We start from the raw sequence: 15,131 nt of genomic DNA on the forward strand, positions 1-15,131 counted from the left end.
CCGGGGGAGCGTCAGATCCTGCGGTAGCGGCTCTCGATCAGCGCGAACACGCCGAAAACGGCGATGCCGGCGGCCAGGGCCAGCAGCAGGGCCTGGCCGTAGGGCTGGAGGGCGAGCGTCTTGAGCGCGGGGTCCAGGCCGCCGGCTTTGGCGGGGTCGTATTCGACGGCGGCGACGATGAACATCGCGCCCACCGTGCCGTAGGTGACCGCCATTGCGGACCAGCCCACCTGGCCGAGTCTCTCCGTCGACCGCCGGATCGTCCGGGACGTCCCGCCGAGGTCGAGGTCGTGGACGAACTTCTTCCTGATCCCGCGGTAACCGAGGAACGCCGCGACCACGATGACGACGCCACCGGCCGCGATCACCGCGGCGGCTCCCCAGGGTTCGGCGAGCACCGTCGCCACCACCGAGCCCGCCTTGCCGGAGCCGCCGGTCGCGATCTTTCCCGCGCTGTAGGCGACGAGGCCGTACAGGACGACCTCGACGCCGCTGGCCGTACGCCGCACCCACCGCCGGCGCGGTGCGGCGTGCCGGTGACCCCGGATCGCCTCGACGAGCTGCCACAGGGCGAGCAACCCGGTACCGGCGGCGATCAGCCACAGCAACCACGCCCCTCCGCCCGACGCGACGATCTGCAGGGCACCGGCCTTGTCGGCCTTCTCGTTGTCGCCGAGGGCGACCTGCGCCGCCAGCCACGCGACGACCAGGTGCACGAGGGCGTAGCAGGTCAGGCCGATCCGGGCGATCAGGGTGAAACCTCTGAAGTCGGGCACCCGAGGATCTTCGTTCATCCCGGCTCGGATAGCCAGGCTCCGGGGCGGGTTTCGTCGTCGGCGCGGTCTTCACCGTCGACGGCACGACGCACCACACCCAGCCGGAAATCCCCTCCGACGCCCACGTCGGGAACCGCTACGAGATCGACTACGTCCCCGAGGACCCCGGCCGCAACGGCGACACCCGCGCCTCCGCCGTCGAAGCCTCTGTGGCCGGCGGGATCGCGCTGGCCCTCTTCGGCGTGGTCGTCACCAGCCCCGTCCGCCATCGCCGGAAGGCGTGACGGACCACCGGCACCTCCCGGCCGGTCAGCCGACCAGGAAGTCCTGGTTCGTGCCCGGCGCGTCCTTGCACGGCCACTGGTCCAGCTGCTGGCCCGCCGTGCTGCCGGCGCTGGGCACGTCGAGGCACAAACCGCTGTGCTGGTTGCGGAATTCGTACGAGCCGTCGGACTGCGGGACCGGTTGCCAGAGGGTGCCGGCGGCCGTGTCCGGCGGCTGCTGGACGATGTCCGGCGTGCCCTGGGCGGTGGAACCGCCGGACACCGCCACGTCCTGGCCGGAGTTCCGCGCCCGCAGTTCGCCGTAGCCGCCGGCGCCCGGGACGAACTGGAACTGCTGGTTGGCCTGCCCGTTGCAGGTCCACTGGTCGATCGCCGCGCCCGCGGCCGAGGAGTTGCCGTAGACGTCGAGGCACAGGTTGTCGTGGGCGGCGACGAGCCGGTGGTAGCCGGTGGGGAATCCGCCGCCGGAGGTCGGTGCGGGGGTCAGGTAGACGGCGAACGCGTCGTGCGGCGCCGGGAACGTGAGCGGCACGGTGATCGCCACGCCGGCGCTGACGTTCTGGTCGTACACCACCTGCGGTGCGGTCAGGGGCGCCTGATCGGGAAGGCGGTGCACGGTGACGTGCACGCTGCCGTTGTGCGCCAGCCAGGGAACCGAGCCCAGGCCGGTGAAGGTCACGGACGCGGCCCCGGTGTACCCGGCGGAGTCGCCGATGATCGCCACCGCGCGCTGGGCGGTGGCGTCCTCGGCGGCCGAGATGGCCGTCGAGCCGACCTGACCCGCGGTGCCGACGAGCGTGCCGGTGAGGTCGGCGTAGTCGCGCATCACCCACCAGTTGCCGGTCGGCTGCCAGGTCCCGCCGCTCTGGGTGAGGACACCGGTGAGGTTCGGCGTGACGCAGCAGACCCAGTTGCCGCGCATCGCGTTGGTGTACGACGATTGCGCGAACCGCGCGAGGTACCACGCGGTCACCCCGGCGGTCTGCCGGTCGGCGGGCTGGTACTCGTTCGACGACAGCGGCAGCCGGCCGATCCCCGCCGCGGTCAGGTCGCTGTCGAGCGTGTTCCCGACGCTCACCGGGTCGTCGACGTCGCCTTCGTTGTGGTTGCTGATCATGTCCGGCACGGTCCCGGCCGCCTTGACGTGGGCGAGCCACGTCTGCCACTCACCGGGATTGCGCTGCGGGGTGAACCCGAACGACGGTCCGACGATCTGCGCGCCGGGCGCGATGCGGCGGATCTCCCGGTAGGCGGTGTCCCACATCCGGAGGTACTGCGGGCTGTTCACGCCGCGCTTCCAGAACACCGAGACGTCCGGCTCGTTGTCGATGTCGTAGGCGAACTTCAGCCCGGAGGCCTGCAGCGCGCCCACGGTGGCGTCGATGAACTTCAGCCAGTTCGAGCAGTCGCCGTTGTCGCACGGGTACATCGTGTTCGCCGGCTGCCCGCCGTTGAGGCCGTAGATGTCGGTGACGAGCACCTGGTACTGCGCGTGGTACGGCGGCCGGGTGAGCCGCTTCGCCTGCGCGATGATCGAGTCGAGGTCGGCCTTGGTCGCGGAGCCGTTCTGGTAGCCGTCCCTGATCCAGCCGCCGGAGAACCAGCCGCCGCCGCGGAAGGCGTTGATGGCCAACGGCTGGAGCAACGCGTCGGCCGGCTGGCTGCCGTCCTGGGTGATGCCGTACAGGAAGCCTTCCCCCACGCCGGTCGCCGGTCCGCGCGTGGCGGAAAGGTCCACCGTCAACGACTTGTCCGCCGCCTGGCCGGTGGCCGGAGCCAGCACCGACCCGGCCAGCACCAGTGCCGCGCCCACCGCCGCCCGCAGCCGGCCGCGCCCGGGTCTCGTTTTCATGGGGTCCTCCCTGCGTTGCCCGCGACCGCCGGGATCGAACCGGTTCGACCGGCCAGGTCGGCTGGACGGTACGTCGTGAGTGGACAACGGTCAACGTGCGGTCGGCCGAAAACCGCACTGTTGCCCGGTTTCCGACCGAACGTCGCTGAAACTTTCAACCGCGGCCGGTCGGCAGGATCCGCTGCCGGACGAACCGGTTCGACTTCGGAGGCCGCGCGTGCCGGTGCCGGACGAGGTCTCCGGCCGTGCACCTTTCACGGTCGCTTGACACCGATCACCGCCGGGGAGTTACCTGGTTTTCGCCGTGGCGCCAAGGGATCGGTACCGGACCGTCCGCCCATCGCCGCCTTCCGACCTGCGCCACCCGCCGAGATGCCGACGACGCCACCGGAGTTCGCATGCGCCCCTTCATCCGCACGCTCGCCCTCGCGACGGGGCTCGCCGTCGCGCCGGTCCTGGCCGTGGCACCGCCCGCGGACGCGGCTTCGACGCTGCGTTCGCTGGCCGAGGCCCAGCACCGGTACATCGGCACCGAACTCACCGGCAACATGGTGAACAACGCGACGATCACCTCGCTCGCCGGCACGCAGTTCGACGTGGTGACCCCGGGCAACGAGATGAAGTGGGACACCATCGAGCCCGGCAACGGTTCGTACAACTTCGGCCCCGGCGACAACGTCGTGTCCTTCGCGCAGGCGCACGCCATGCGCGTGCGCGGGCACAACCTGGTCTGGCACGCACAGCTGCCCGGGTGGGTGAACAGCCTGCCGCGCAACCAGGTCCAGGGCGCGATGGAAGCGCACATCACCACCGAGGTGAACCACTACAAGGGCAAGATCTACGCCTGGGACGTGATCAACGAACCCTTCAACGAGGACGGCAGCCTGCGCCAGGACGCCTTCACCGCCGCGATGGGCACCGGCTACCTCGCCGACGCGATCCGCACCGCGCACACCGCGGATCCGGCCGCCGTGCTCTACATCAACGACTACAACATCGAGGGACAGAACGCCAAGAGCAACGCCCTGTACAGCCTCGCGCAATCCCTGCTGTCCCAAGGCGTGCCGCTCGGCGGCATCGGCCTGGAAAGCCACTTCATCGTCGGCCAGGTCCCGTCGTCCATGCTCGCGAACATGCAGCGCTTCGCGGCTCTGGGACTGGACGTCGCGATCACCGAGCTCGACGACCGCGTCCCGCTGCCGGCGTCCAGCGGCAACCTCCAGCAGCAGGCCACCGACTACGCCACCGTGGTGAAGAACTGCCTGGCGGTCACCCGGTGCCCCGGCGTCTCGCAGTGGGGCGTCGGCGACGCCGATTCCTGGATCCCCGGGACCTTCCCCGGCTACGGCGCCGCGAGCATGTACGACAACAACTACCGGCCCAAGCCCGCCTACACCGCCACCGCGACGGCCCTCGGTGGCCCGCCGCCCGGCGGCGGGGGGACCGGGCCGTTGCGCGCGGTGGGCGCGGGCAAGTGCCTGGACGTGCCGGATTCGACCACCACCGCGGGCACACAGCTGCAGATCCGGGACTGCTCGGGCGGGGCGAACCAGACCTTCACCCTCAGCTCTTCGGGCGCGCTCAGCGTGTACAACGGCGCCGACTGCCTCGACGCCAGCGGCCGGGGCACGAGTCCCGGCACCAAGGTGATCATCTGGCCCTGCAGCGGCCAGGCCAACCAGCAGTGGGCCGTCAACGCCGACGGGACGGTCACCGGTGTGCAGTCCGGGCTCTGCCTGGACGTCACCGGAGCTTCCACCGCCAACGGCACCCTCGTCGAACTGTGGACCTGCACCGGCCGGAGCAACCAGCAATGGACGCTCGGCTAGCCGCGCAACCCCTCCTCCGCTGGGAAAGGAACTCGTCATGGCAAGGTTCAGGCGTTGGCGGGCGGCGGCGGTCACGGCCTGCTGCCTCGCCCTGACCGCCGGCGGGGTCGTGGCCGGCACCGCCGCACCGGCCGAAGCCGCGACTTCGATCACGATCAACGGCTCGTCGGGCGGGCGCACGTTCGACGGCGTGGGGGCGATCAGCGGCGGTGGCGGCAACTCCCGCCTGCTGATCGACTACCCGGAGCCGGAGCGCGGCCAGATCCTGGACTACCTGTTCAAGCCCGGCTACGGCGCTTCGGTCCAGATCCTCAAGATCGAGATCGGCGGCGACACCAACTCCACCTCCGGCGCGGAGCCGAGCGTCGAGCACACGCGGGGGACCGTCAACTGCGAGGTGGGCTACGAGTTCTGGCTCGCCGAACAGGCGAAGGCCCGCAACCCGGACATCAAGCTCTACGGGCTGGCCTGGGGCGCGCCCGGCTGGATCGGCGGCGGCAACTTCTGGTCCACCGACACCCTCGGCTACCTGACCACGTGGCTGGGCTGCGCCAAGCAGCACAACCTGGCGATCGACTACCTCGGCGGCTGGAACGAGCGCGGCTACAACGTCGGCTGGTACGAGAACCTGCGCTCCACGCTCAACTCCGCCGGCTACCCGGCGGTGAAGATCGTCGGCGCCGACTCCGACTGGTCGATCGCCAACGACGTCAACTCCAACCCCGCGCTCGCCTCGGCCATCGGCATCATCGGCGCGCACTACCCGTGCGGCTACCGCTCGGCCCAGACGAACTGCAGCGTGCCGTCGGCCGCCACCTCGTCCGGTAAACCGTTGTGGGCCAGTGAAAACGGCTCGGACGACTACAACGGCGGTGCCCAGGCGATGGCCCGCGGCCTCAACCGCGGGTACATCGACGGGAAGATGACCGCGTACCTCAACTGGCCGGTGATCGCCGCGATCACCCCGAACCTGCCGTACCCGACCATGGGGGTCGCGCTGGCCGCGCAGCCGTGGTCCGGCCACTACGCGATCGGCAAGAACGCCTGGGTGATGGCTCAGACGACCCAGTTCACCGCGCCCGGCTGGCGGTACCTCGACAGCGCGAGCGGCTACCTCGGCGGCAACCGGAACAACGGCAGCTACGTCTCGCTCAAGTCGCCGGACAACCAGAACTACAGCACGGTCATCGAGACGGTGGACGCGGGCGGGCCGCAGACGCTGACCTTCACCGCAACCGGTGGGCTGTCGACGGGCGCGGTGCACGTGTGGGCCACCAACGTCAACTCCGGCAACGCGGCCGACTACTTCGTGCACACCACTGACCTCACCCCGTCCGGCGGCAGCTACAGCCTGACCGTGCAACCCGGGTACGTCTACACGCTCACCACCACGACCGGGCAGGGCAAGGGCACCGCGGCCGGCCCGGCGGCGGGTGCGCTGAGCCTGCCCTACAGCGACTCCTTCGACAGCAACGCCATCGGCACCGAGGCGAAGTACCTGATGGACTGGCAGGGTGCGTTCGAGGTGGCGGGCTGCGGCGGCGGCCGCGCGGGCCGGTGCGTGCGCCAGATGAGTGCGCAGGCCCCGATCACCTGGGACCCGCTGACCGACCCGCACACCCTGCTCGGCGAGCTCGGGTGGAGCAACTACACCGTTTCGTCCGACGCCCTGCTCGAGAAGGCCGGGTACGCCGAGGTGATCGGGCGCGCCGGCAGCCAGAGCTACACCGGCGCGGCCGGGCTCAACGCCTACCACCTGCGCGTGAGCGACACCGGGAACTGGTCCATCCTGAACTCGAACACCGGCGGCACGGTGTCCACCCTGGCCCGCGGCACGGTCGCGGCGCTGGGCACCAACCGGTGGCACACGCTCGCCCTCACCTTCTCCGGCAGCACGATCACCGCCGCCGTCGACGGCGTGACCGTCGGCTCGGCGACCGATTCCACCCGGGGCGCCGGTCAGGTCGGCTACGCCACGAGCCAGGGCGAGACGGCGCAGTTCGACAACCTGTCCATCACCCCGGGCCCCGGCGGGAACGGCGGCACGACGTCGACGCTCGTCGGCGCCGGTTCGGGCCGCTGCCTCGACGTGCCCCACGCGTCGCAGACGTCGGGCACCCAGGTGGAGCTGTGGGACTGCAACGGTGGCGCCAACCAGCAATGGACCTCGACCGCCGCCGGTGAGCTGCGCGTCTACGGCAACGCCTGCCTCGACGCCAGCGGCCAGGGCACCACCCCGGGCACCAAGGCGATCATCTGGACCTGCACCGGCGGCACCAACCAGAAGTGGACCCTGAAGGCCGACGGCACGATCGTGGGCAGCGCAGCGGGACTGTGCCTGGAGGCCATCGGGAACGGCACCGGCAACGGAACGCTGATCGACCTGGCGACGTGCACCGGCGGCAGCAACCAGAAGTGGACCCGGAACTGACCGGGTGCTCGGGCACCTTGCCGCCGGCGCACCGGCGGCAAGGTGCCCGACGTGCGGCGTTCGGCAGGAGGTGCGGCCGCCCTGGGCGTTAGGCTGGCGCTCCGACGAACAGGGGCCGGTCAGCGGCCGTCCGCGAGGGGGATGCCGCCATGTCAGCCGATCGGGACGAGGCCCGGGCCCGCCGTCCCCGTCACCAGCGGCGGGGTGAGGCTCGGCTGCCCGCCGCCGTGGCGACGCTCGTCGCCATTGCCCTCTACCTCGCGCTGCCCGAACAGCTGCTGGTCGCGCCGCGGTTCGTGGTGCCCGGGCTGGAGATCCTGCTGCTGGTGCCGCTGGTCGCGATCAACCCGCGGCGCGTCACCCGGCAGACCCGGCTCTCCCGCGTCCTGTCGCTGTCGCTGGTCGCCGTCATCGGGGTCACCAACCTCGGCGCACTGGTGCTGCTCATCCACGACCTCGTCGCCGGCGCGGGGAACAGCGGTCAGGAGCTGCTGATCGGTGCGCTGCAGGTCTGGCTGACCAACGTGATCGCGTTCGGGCTGGCCTACTGGGAGCTGGATCGCGGCGGCCCCGTCAAACGGACCCAGGCCGGCCGGGCCGAGCTGCCCCTGGCCGACTTCCGGTTCTCGCAGGACGAAAACGACGATGCCGTCGTGGAGGTCGCCGAAGGGTCCAGCGCCAAGTCCGACTGGGTGCCGACCCTGGTCGACTACCTGTACGTCTCGGTCACCAACTCGACGGCGTTCAGCCCCACCGACACGATGCCGCTGTCGTCGCGGGCGAAGGTCCTGATGGCGGTGCAGAGCGTTGCGGCGCTGCTCACTTCGCTGCTGGTCATCGCCCGCGCGGTCAGCGTGCTGAAGTAGCCCGGCTGACGCCGGGCCGCAGTTGCCGCGTTCATGGCCGGGCCCGGCACCGATCCCGTGGCGAATGGGCTACCCGGCCTGGTTCCGGTTCCTCGCCGCGGCGACCCTGGTCCTGCTGCTCACGCGGGGCGGATGAGGCGGCTCTCGTAGGCGAAGATCACGGCCTGGATCCGGTCGCGCAGCTCGAGTTTCTGCAGGATCCGGCCCAGGTGCGACTTCACCGTCGCCTCCGCGAGGTACAGGGTGGCCGCGATCTCGGCGTTGGACAGGCCGGCGCCCACCTGGACGAGCACCTCGTGCTCGCGGGCGCTGAGCCGGCTCAGCCGCTCGTCGGGTGCGGTGCCGCTGCCGTCGGGGAGGTGCGGGCGGAACTTCTCCAGCAGGCGGCGGGTGATCCGCGGGGACACCACCGCGTCGCCCGCGGCCACTTGGCGGATCGCGGTGAGCAGTTCCTCGGGCCGGGTGTTCTTCAGCAGGAACCCCGAGGCGCCGGCCTTGAGCCCGGCGAAGGCGTACTCGTCCAGGTCGAAGGTGGTGAGGATGAGCACCCGGGTCCGCGGGCAACCCCCGACGACCTGCCGGGTCGCCTCGATGCCGTCGGTCCCGGGCATCCGGACGTCCATCAGGACGACGTCGGGGTGCAGTTCCCGGGCGAGGCGGACGGCCTGGGCGCCGTCCTCGGCTTCGCCGACCGGCGTCATGTCGGGCTGGGCCTCCAAGACCGTGCCGAAGGCCATCCGGAGCAGGGCTTCGTCGTCGGCGATCAGGATGCGGATCGTCACGCCGGCGCCGCTCCGCTGCCGGCGAGGAAGAGTCGCGTGTGGACGCCCCAGCCGCCGTCCGGGAGCGGTCCGGCCCGCAGCGTCCCCCCGTGGGCGGCCGAGCGCTCGCGCATGCCGGTGATGCCGTGGCCGGACCCGGCGGGGGCGGACGGGCGGGGGCCGCTGTCGGTGACGTCCACGGTGACGGTCTCGGCCGAACACTCGACCCGGACCTGCGCCCGGGTGCCGCCGGGGGTGTGCTTGAGGGTGTTCGTCAAGGCTTCCTGGACCAGGCGGTAGACGGTCAATTGCGCGGTGGCGGGGATGTGGGTGTGGCCGCCGAGGAGTTCGAGCCGGGTCGGCAGCCCGGCGGCGCCCATCTGGCCGGCGAGGGCCGTCAGCTGGGCGATCCCGGGCAGCGGGTGGCGCAGCGCGTCCGGTTCGCCGGCGCGCAGCACGCCCAGCGAACGCCGCATGTCGGTCAGGGCCTGCCGGCCCGTCTCGGAGATCTGGAGCATCGCCGCGGTGGCCTTGCCGGGCGAGCGGTGCTGCGCGCAGACGGCGGCGTCGGTGAGCGCGACCATGACGGACAGGTTGTGGGTGACGATGTCGTGCATCTCCCGGGTGATCCGCGTCCGCTCTTCGGCGACGGCCACCCGCGCCTGCTGGTCGTGTTCCCGCTCCAGGCGCACGGCCCGGTCCTCGACGGCCGCCAGGTAGGCGCGGTGGGTCCGCACGTGCACACCCAGGACGCCGACGGCGACGATCATCGCGGTGACCGCGACGAACGGGGTCAGGAACGCGCCGCCGGTGGCCCAGCGCAGGCAGGCCAGCAGGCCCCCGGTCTCCAGGACGGCCCCGGCGACCAGGGTGCCGCGCAGGTCCGAGTGCACGGCCACCGTGTAGAACGCCACCAGCAGGGCGAGGTCCGCCGGCAGCTGGACGTCCAGCAGCCACTGGACCGAGGCGGCGGCCGCCACGGCGGCGAACACCGTGCGCGGGGCCCGGTGCCGCCACACCAGGGGCAGCGTGAGGACGACGGTGAAGGCCACGGCCACCGGCAGCTCCCGCGGCGGCCGGGTGGTCACGACGTTGAGCAGCAGCAGGGCCGGCAGCAGCGAACCCCGGACCACCGGCGGCAGCCGGGAAGCCGTGCGCGCCAGCCGCGCCACGCGCGTCCGGACCGGGCCGGCGCTCCGGTGATCGCCGGGTCCGGCAGCCGCTTCGGTCATCGCACGTTCCTGTCGGTCCAGCCCCGGAGCCGAGTACCGGAGGTGTACCCGATCCCGCCATGCTAAGCCGTGGGCACCGCCCCGGACATGAGCCCGCCGGCTGATCGCACCGGGCCGCGTTTGCGACCCGAGGAGGAGTCCCACCCCCTACCCCGGTCGCAAACCGGCCGCCGATCGGCCGGCCCGGTTGCCACTGCCGTCGCATCCGGGAAGGCGACCCGAGAGCGATGCGGCGGCCCCTTCCCGGTGCCGAGGATGGCCGGGTGACCGAGATCATCACGGGACCGAACCTGTCCCTCCTGGAAATCCTGGCGCTGCTCGGTGCCGTCACGCTGGTGGTGGCGCGGTGGCTGCCACCCGCCGCCCGCTCGCGCGCCACCATCGCGGCCGGGGCGGATCTCCTGGCCTCCGCGATCGCGCTGTGCGTGACGGGGATCCGCTGGCCGGTGCTGCCGGTCCTGGCGGGCGCCGCCCTCGCCGCGCCGTTCGCGTTCGTCCCGTTGCTGCGACGCCGCACCGGCCGGCGGGCCCGCTGGTGGCTGGCGTTGCCGGGATCGCTGGCCTGTGCCGGGCTGATCACCACGGGCGTCGTGGCCGCCTGGGCCTTCCCCGTCCCCGTGTTCCCCAGCCCCTCGGGCGGGTTCGCGGTCGGCACCCGCGTGCTGCAGTGGACCGACCCGCTCCGCCCCGAGACCTTCACCACCGATCCGGACGACCGCCGCACGGTCGTGGTCCAGCTCTGGTACCCCGCGCAGGCCGGCCCCGCGGACGCGCCGCGGGCCCCCTACCTCGGACGCACGGAGGACGAAGGGCGCACCGTCTCCGAAGCCCTCGCCCAGGGAGCCGGCCTGCCCGGGTTCCTGCTGGACGGCGTTCCGCGCGCCCGCACCCACTCGGTCTTCGACGCCCCGGTGGCCCGCGACGCAGGACGGTTGCCGATCGTGCTGTTTTCCCCCGGATCCACCGGGGCGCGGACCCAGAACACCGCGTGGGCGGAGGAACTGGCCGGCCACGGCTACGTGGTCGCCGCCCTGGACCACCCGTACGACTCCGCCGCCGTCGTCCTCGCCGACGGCCGGACGATCACCACCGCGACCGTCTCCAGCGGCGACCGGGACAAGGACGAGGAACTGGCGGCCGGCTGGACCGCGATCCGGGCCGCCGACCTCGGCTTCGCCCTCACCCGGCTGACGGAACTGGACAACGGCGCCGATCCGCTGGCCGGACACCTGGACACCGGCCGGGTCGCCGCGACCGGGCACTCGCTGGGGGGCGCCGCCGCCCTGCAGGCCGTCCGGCAGGACCACCGGTTCGCCGCCGTCATCGACCTGGACGGCTACCCGCACGGCCCGGCGTCACCCGCCCTCGACCGCCCGGCGCTCGCGCTCACCCAGGCCATCACCCCGGCCACCGACCCGCGCTACCTGCCCCGGCTCACCGAGGTGCTCGAGCGCAGCACCGCGCCGAGCTACCGGCTCACCATCCCCGGCGCGGCCCACCTCACGTTCACCGACGGCCCCCTGTACCTGCCGCCGGTGCCCTCGATCGTCGGTTCGCTGGGCCGCACCGAGAGCCCGCGGGTCGTCGCCGAAGCCACCCTCGCCTTCCTGGACACCGTGCTCCGCGGCGCCGCCACCGACCTGGCCGGCGCGCTGCCGGCCTACGGCGAGCTCAGCGTCCACCGGCCGGACACCGCCCGCCGGTCGGCGGCCCCGGCCGAGGGGGTGGTGCGGCCCGGGATCGGCTTCCGGTCCCTTCCTGACCGCACCGGCGCCGCGAATGCCACTCGGCCACCGGTGTGCGGGTGCTCCGTGTTGCCGGGTTCAGTCCGAAGTGGAGCCGGAGTTCGCACGGCCCGGCGAGCCGGCGCACCGCGTGGCCACGCAGCGATGCAACTCCGATCCAACAGGTAGGTCACCCCGCGCCGGTCCGGCCGGTGCCACCGGATCATCGCCGGTACCGTGAGGCGGAATCCGTTCGACCGGCGCCGGGAGACCGAGTGAGCAGCACGTCCGATGGGCGCTCCCTCAGCTCGAGCGAGGTCGCGCGCGTCCTCGATGTCTCGCAGGTGACGCTGCGGACGTGGGAGCAGCGGTACGGCATCGGGGCCTCCGAGCGCGAGGAGAACGGGCGGCGGCGGTACACGCCCGAAGACGTCGATCGGCTGCGGCGGATGCGGGCGCTCCAGGCGCAGGGCACCCGGGCGCGGGAAGCCGCCCGGCTGGTGCTGTCGCGGTCGGTGGCCGGAACGACCGTCGAACGGCGGCGGCAGCGGCTCGCCGAGGCCGCCGAACTGCTCGACGTCGCCACGATCGGTGATCTGGTCGATGACGCGCTGGCGAGCCTCGGGGTGGCGAAGTCGTGGACCGAGGTCGTGGCGCCGGTGCTGCGGGTGATCGGGGAGCGGTGGGCGAAGGCGGGGGACCGCAACGCGATGGCCGCGGAGTGGGCGCTCGCCGCCGCGGCGTCGGCGGCGCTGGACCGGCTGCGGGTCCCGGCTCCGGTGCGGGCCGGCCGGGGGCCCGCGTTGTTCGTGTGCGGGCCGGCGGAACGGCACGAGCTGCCGGTGAAGATGCTCAGCGCGGCCCTCGGTGACGACGGCGCGCCGGCGATGTTCCTGAGCGGCCTGGTGTCGATGGACGTCCTGCGGGTGGTGTCCGGCCGGTTCGCGCCGAGTGCGGTGGTGGTGTGGTCGATGACGTCGCCGTCCGCGGACGTGCGGACCCTGCACACCCTGCACGCCGAAGGGATCCCGGTCCGCCCGGCCGGTCCGGGCTGGCGTGGCCTGCCGACCGTCGGGGAACCGCTGCCGCCGTCATTTCCCGACGCCCTGGCCGCCTTCGCCGGCTGACCGCGTCAGCGCGCGGCGCGGGCTCCGGAAGCGGTTGACCCGTTCGGTGCGGCGCGCCGGCACGTCGTTGGCGATCAGCACCGCGGCCCACGGCAGCGGCACGGAGACGGCGAGGAACGCCAGGGCCAGCCACCAGACGTGCGCGGTGAGCCCGGCGAGCACCAGGCACGGGATGCGGCAGGCCATCATCACGACGTACTTGCGGCGGCGGCGTGCGAGCTGGTCGTCGGCCGACGGGGCGGCCGTGGTGATCAAGACCGGGCTCCGGCTCATCGGACCCGCCCGAGCCGGACGGACAGCACGGCCAGCGGGCCGATGCTGTTCTGCACCACGGAAAGCAGCATCTCGACCGGGCTGCCCGGCAGGGACACCGCGGCGGCCCACGCCGATCCGGTGACGAGCAGGGCGCCGAGCAGCACCGCGACGGTGGCCGCGCTGCGCCGTAGCCGCCGGTCGCGCAGGTCGGTGATGGTCAGGGCCAGCGCCGCGTGGATGACGAGGGCCGCCGCCGCGCCGAGCGCGGGCCAGTCGAACGGCAGCCGGCTGAAGCCGGTCGCCGTGGCCGCCGCGGAGACCACCGCCGTGGCGGCGGCGGACCAGCCGGCGAGCCGGGCCGGCGCGGCGGGTGCCAGCGTGGTCATCGGCGCCCCCGGTCCGGGGTACGGGTTCCCGCCGCCGTCTCCGCGGAGTCGAACTCGCCGTGCTGGCCGTTCCCGGCGCCGCCGTGGCCGTTGCCGTGGGCGCGCTGCAGCGCCACCGTCTCGTCGGCCGGGTCCGGCGACCAGAACGTGCCCGGCACCGCCTGCCCGGCGGAACCCAGCTTGTTCATCTTCTTCGGCACGGGTGCGCCCTGGTACTCGAGCGGGGTGGCGGCCAGCGGCTGGTGGACCTCGATGAACTCGCCGTGCGGCAGCCGCTTGATGATGCCGGTTTCGACGCCGTGCTCCAGCACCTCGCGGTCGGCCCGCTGCAGGCCGACGCAGAGCCGGTAGGTGACGAAGTAGGCCAGCGGCGGCCCGACGAGCAGCCCGATCCGGCCCGCCCACGTCATGGCGTTGAGGGAGACGTCGAACTGGACGGCGAGGATGTCGTTGAAGCTGGACAGGGTGAGCACCAGGAAGAAGGTGATCGCCATCGCCCCGATCGACGTCCGCACCGGGACGTCCCGCGGCCGCTGGAGCAGGTTGTGGTGCGCGGTGTCGCCGGTGAGCTTCCGTTCGATGAAGGGATAGCTCAGCAGGGCCGTCACGAGCACGGCGATGCCGATCGCGCCGGCGAAGAACACCGGCGGCACGGTGTGGTCGCCGAGGTAGAGCTCCCAGGGCGGCCACACGCGCAGCAGCCCGTCCGCCCAGCCCATGTACCAGTCGGGCTGGGACCCGGCCGAGACCTGTGCCGGGTTGTACGGGCCGAAGTTCCACACCGGGTTGATCTGGAACAGCCCCGACATCAACGCCAGCACCCCCACCACCAGGGTGAAGAACGCGCCGCCCTTGAGCGCGAAGTACGGCATGATCCGCACCCCGACCACGTTGGACTCCTTGCGCCGCACCCCCGGGAACTGCGTGTGCTTCTGATACCACACCAACGCCAGGTGCACCCCCACCAGCGCCAGCATGATGCCCGGCAGCAACAGGATGTGCAGCGTGTACAACCGCGGGATGATCTGATCCCCCGGGAACTCCCCACCGAACAACGCCCAGTGGATCCACGTCCCCGCCACCGGCACCGACAACACGATCCCCGACAGCGTCGCCCGGATCCCGGTACCCGAAAGCAGGTCATCCGGCAGCGAATAACCGAAGAAGCCTTCGAAGCAGCCCAGGATCAGCAGCAGCCCGCCGATCACCCAGTTCGCCTCACGCGGACGCCGGAACGCGCCGGTGAAGAAGATCCGCAGCATGTGCACGGCCATCGACGCCACGAAGATCAGCGCCGCCCAGTGGTGCAGCTGCCGCATGAACAGCCCGCCACGGACGTCGAAGGAGAGGTCCAGCGTCGTGCGGAACGCCTGCGACATCTCCATGCCCTGCAGGTTCTTGAAGCTGCCGTGGTAGACGACCTCCTGCATGGAGGGGTCGAAGAACAGCGTCAGGTACACCCCCGTCAGCAGCAGGATGATGAAGCTGTAGAGCGCGATCTCGCCCAGCAGGAACGACCAGTGGGTCGGGAACACCTTGTTCATCTGGTGCCGCAGACCCTTGGCCAGCTGGTACCGCTGGTCGGCGTTGTTCGCGGCCTCGCCCAGG

13 protein-coding genes are annotated in these 15,131 nt (G+C 72.2%); 5 read left to right on the plus strand and 8 right to left on the minus strand.

Annotation, left to right across the window (positions count from 1 at the left end):
* Positions 1-11 precede the first annotated feature (11 nt).
* The 3 genes from C2L59_RS12180 to C2L59_RS12190 are packed head-to-tail and all read right to left on the minus strand — an operon-like array spanning position 12 to position 2,912.
* Positions 12-776 carry a DUF1206 domain-containing protein gene (locus C2L59_RS12180; RefSeq protein WP_103349632.1) on the minus strand — a complete coding sequence of 255 codons (765 nt, stop codon included), beginning with the start codon at positions 774-776 and terminating at the stop codon, positions 12-14.
* A 14-nt stretch (positions 777-790) separates the two neighbouring features.
* Entirely contained in the window at positions 791-1,045 is a 255-nt protein-coding gene (locus tag C2L59_RS12185) for a hypothetical protein (RefSeq protein ID WP_103349633.1), read from the minus strand.
* A 40-nt stretch (positions 1,046-1,085) separates the two neighbouring features.
* Positions 1,086-2,912 carry an RICIN domain-containing protein gene (locus C2L59_RS12190; RefSeq protein ID WP_103349634.1) on the minus strand — a complete coding sequence of 609 codons (1,827 nt, stop codon included), beginning with the start codon at positions 2,910-2,912 and terminating at the stop codon, positions 1,086-1,088.
* Positions 2,913-3,310: 398 nt separating this feature from the next.
* On the opposite strand from C2L59_RS12190, the gene C2L59_RS12195 reads away from it, so the two are divergent.
* From C2L59_RS12195 to C2L59_RS12205, 3 genes are all read left to right on the plus strand, one after another.
* Complete coding sequence (locus C2L59_RS12195; protein WP_199199034.1) at positions 3,311-4,741, plus strand: endo-1,4-beta-xylanase; 1,431 nt, start codon at positions 3,311-3,313, stop codon at positions 4,739-4,741.
* A gap of 37 nt (positions 4,742-4,778) precedes the next feature.
* Positions 4,779-7,172 carry a ricin-type beta-trefoil lectin domain protein gene (locus C2L59_RS12200; protein ID WP_103349635.1) on the plus strand — a complete coding sequence of 798 codons (2,394 nt, stop codon included), beginning with the start codon at positions 4,779-4,781 and terminating at the stop codon, positions 7,170-7,172.
* Positions 7,173-7,321: 149 nt separating this feature from the next.
* Positions 7,322-8,038, plus strand: a complete 717-nt coding sequence (locus C2L59_RS12205; RefSeq protein ID WP_103349636.1) for a hypothetical protein — start codon at positions 7,322-7,324, stop codon at positions 8,036-8,038.
* Positions 8,039-8,157: 119 nt separating this feature from the next.
* Here C2L59_RS12205 and C2L59_RS12210 read toward each other — a convergent pair whose 3' ends face one another.
* Both C2L59_RS12210 and C2L59_RS12215 read right to left on the minus strand, forming a co-directional pair.
* Positions 8,158-8,820: a response regulator transcription factor gene (locus C2L59_RS12210; protein ID WP_103349637.1), complete on the minus strand. Its 663-nt coding sequence runs from the start codon at positions 8,818-8,820 to the stop codon at positions 8,158-8,160.
* Positions 8,817-10,031 carry a sensor histidine kinase gene (locus C2L59_RS12215; RefSeq protein ID WP_103349638.1) on the minus strand — a complete coding sequence of 405 codons (1,215 nt, stop codon included), beginning with the start codon at positions 10,029-10,031 and terminating at the stop codon, positions 8,817-8,819. Before C2L59_RS12215 ends, C2L59_RS12210 begins: the two co-directional genes overlap by 4 nt.
* Before the next feature lie 263 nt (positions 10,032-10,294).
* Between C2L59_RS12215 and C2L59_RS12220 the strand changes: the two genes are divergently transcribed.
* Positions 10,295-11,944, plus strand: coding sequence for a hypothetical protein (locus C2L59_RS12220; protein ID WP_233223433.1), 1,650 nt, complete (start codon positions 10,295-10,297; stop codon positions 11,942-11,944).
* A gap of 86 nt (positions 11,945-12,030) precedes the next feature.
* Positions 12,031-12,882, plus strand: coding sequence for a MerR family transcriptional regulator (locus tag C2L59_RS12225; protein ID WP_103349639.1), 852 nt, complete (start codon positions 12,031-12,033; stop codon positions 12,880-12,882).
* On the opposite strand, the gene C2L59_RS12230 is transcribed toward C2L59_RS12225, so the two are convergent.
* Genes C2L59_RS12230 through C2L59_RS12240 form a run of 3 tightly spaced genes read right to left on the minus strand, consistent with a single transcriptional unit; the run spans position 12,847 to position 15,130 of the window.
* Entirely contained in the window at positions 12,847-13,155 is a 309-nt protein-coding gene (locus C2L59_RS12230; protein WP_103349640.1) for a DUF3099 domain-containing protein, read from the minus strand. The two genes, C2L59_RS12225 and C2L59_RS12230, sit on opposite strands and share 36 nt — an antisense overlap.
* Entirely contained in the window at positions 13,152-13,523 is a 372-nt protein-coding gene (locus C2L59_RS12235) for a hypothetical protein (protein WP_103349641.1), read from the minus strand. The genes C2L59_RS12230 and C2L59_RS12235 overlap by 4 nt, the downstream gene beginning before the upstream one ends.
* Positions 13,520-15,130 (minus strand): cytochrome bc complex cytochrome b subunit, encoded by a 1,611-nt coding sequence (locus tag C2L59_RS12240; protein WP_199199035.1) that lies wholly within the window; start codon positions 15,128-15,130, stop codon positions 13,520-13,522. The genes C2L59_RS12235 and C2L59_RS12240 overlap by 4 nt, the downstream gene beginning before the upstream one ends.
* Position 15,131 lies beyond the last annotated feature (1 nt).

Origin of the sequence: Amycolatopsis sp. CA-128772 (genome assembly GCF_002904295.1) — a bacterium.
Lineage (GTDB): Bacteria > Actinomycetota > Actinomycetes > Mycobacteriales > Pseudonocardiaceae > Amycolatopsis.

Coding starts and splice junctions, on each gene's coding strand:
- C2L59_RS12235 (WP_103349641.1), bottom strand. CDS start 13,523: ATGACCACGCTGGCACCCGCCGCGCCGGCCCGGCTCGCCGGCTGGTCC.
- C2L59_RS12185 (WP_103349633.1), bottom strand. CDS start 1,045: ATGGCGGACGGGGCTGGTGACGACCACGCCGAAGAGGGCCAGCGCGAT.
- C2L59_RS12230 (WP_103349640.1), bottom strand. CDS start 13,155: ATGAGCCGGAGCCCGGTCTTGATCACCACGGCCGCCCCGTCGGCCGAC.
- C2L59_RS12215 (WP_103349638.1), bottom strand. CDS start 10,031: ATGACCGAAGCGGCTGCCGGACCCGGCGATCACCGGAGCGCCGGCCCG.
- C2L59_RS12195 (WP_199199034.1), top strand. CDS start 3,311: ATGCGCCCCTTCATCCGCACGCTCGCCCTCGCGACGGGGCTCGCCGTC.
- C2L59_RS12200 (WP_103349635.1), top strand. CDS start 4,779: ATGGCAAGGTTCAGGCGTTGGCGGGCGGCGGCGGTCACGGCCTGCTGC.
- C2L59_RS12205 (WP_103349636.1), top strand. CDS start 7,322: ATGTCAGCCGATCGGGACGAGGCCCGGGCCCGCCGTCCCCGTCACCAG.
- C2L59_RS12190 (WP_103349634.1), bottom strand. CDS start 2,912: ATGAAAACGAGACCCGGGCGCGGCCGGCTGCGGGCGGCGGTGGGCGCG.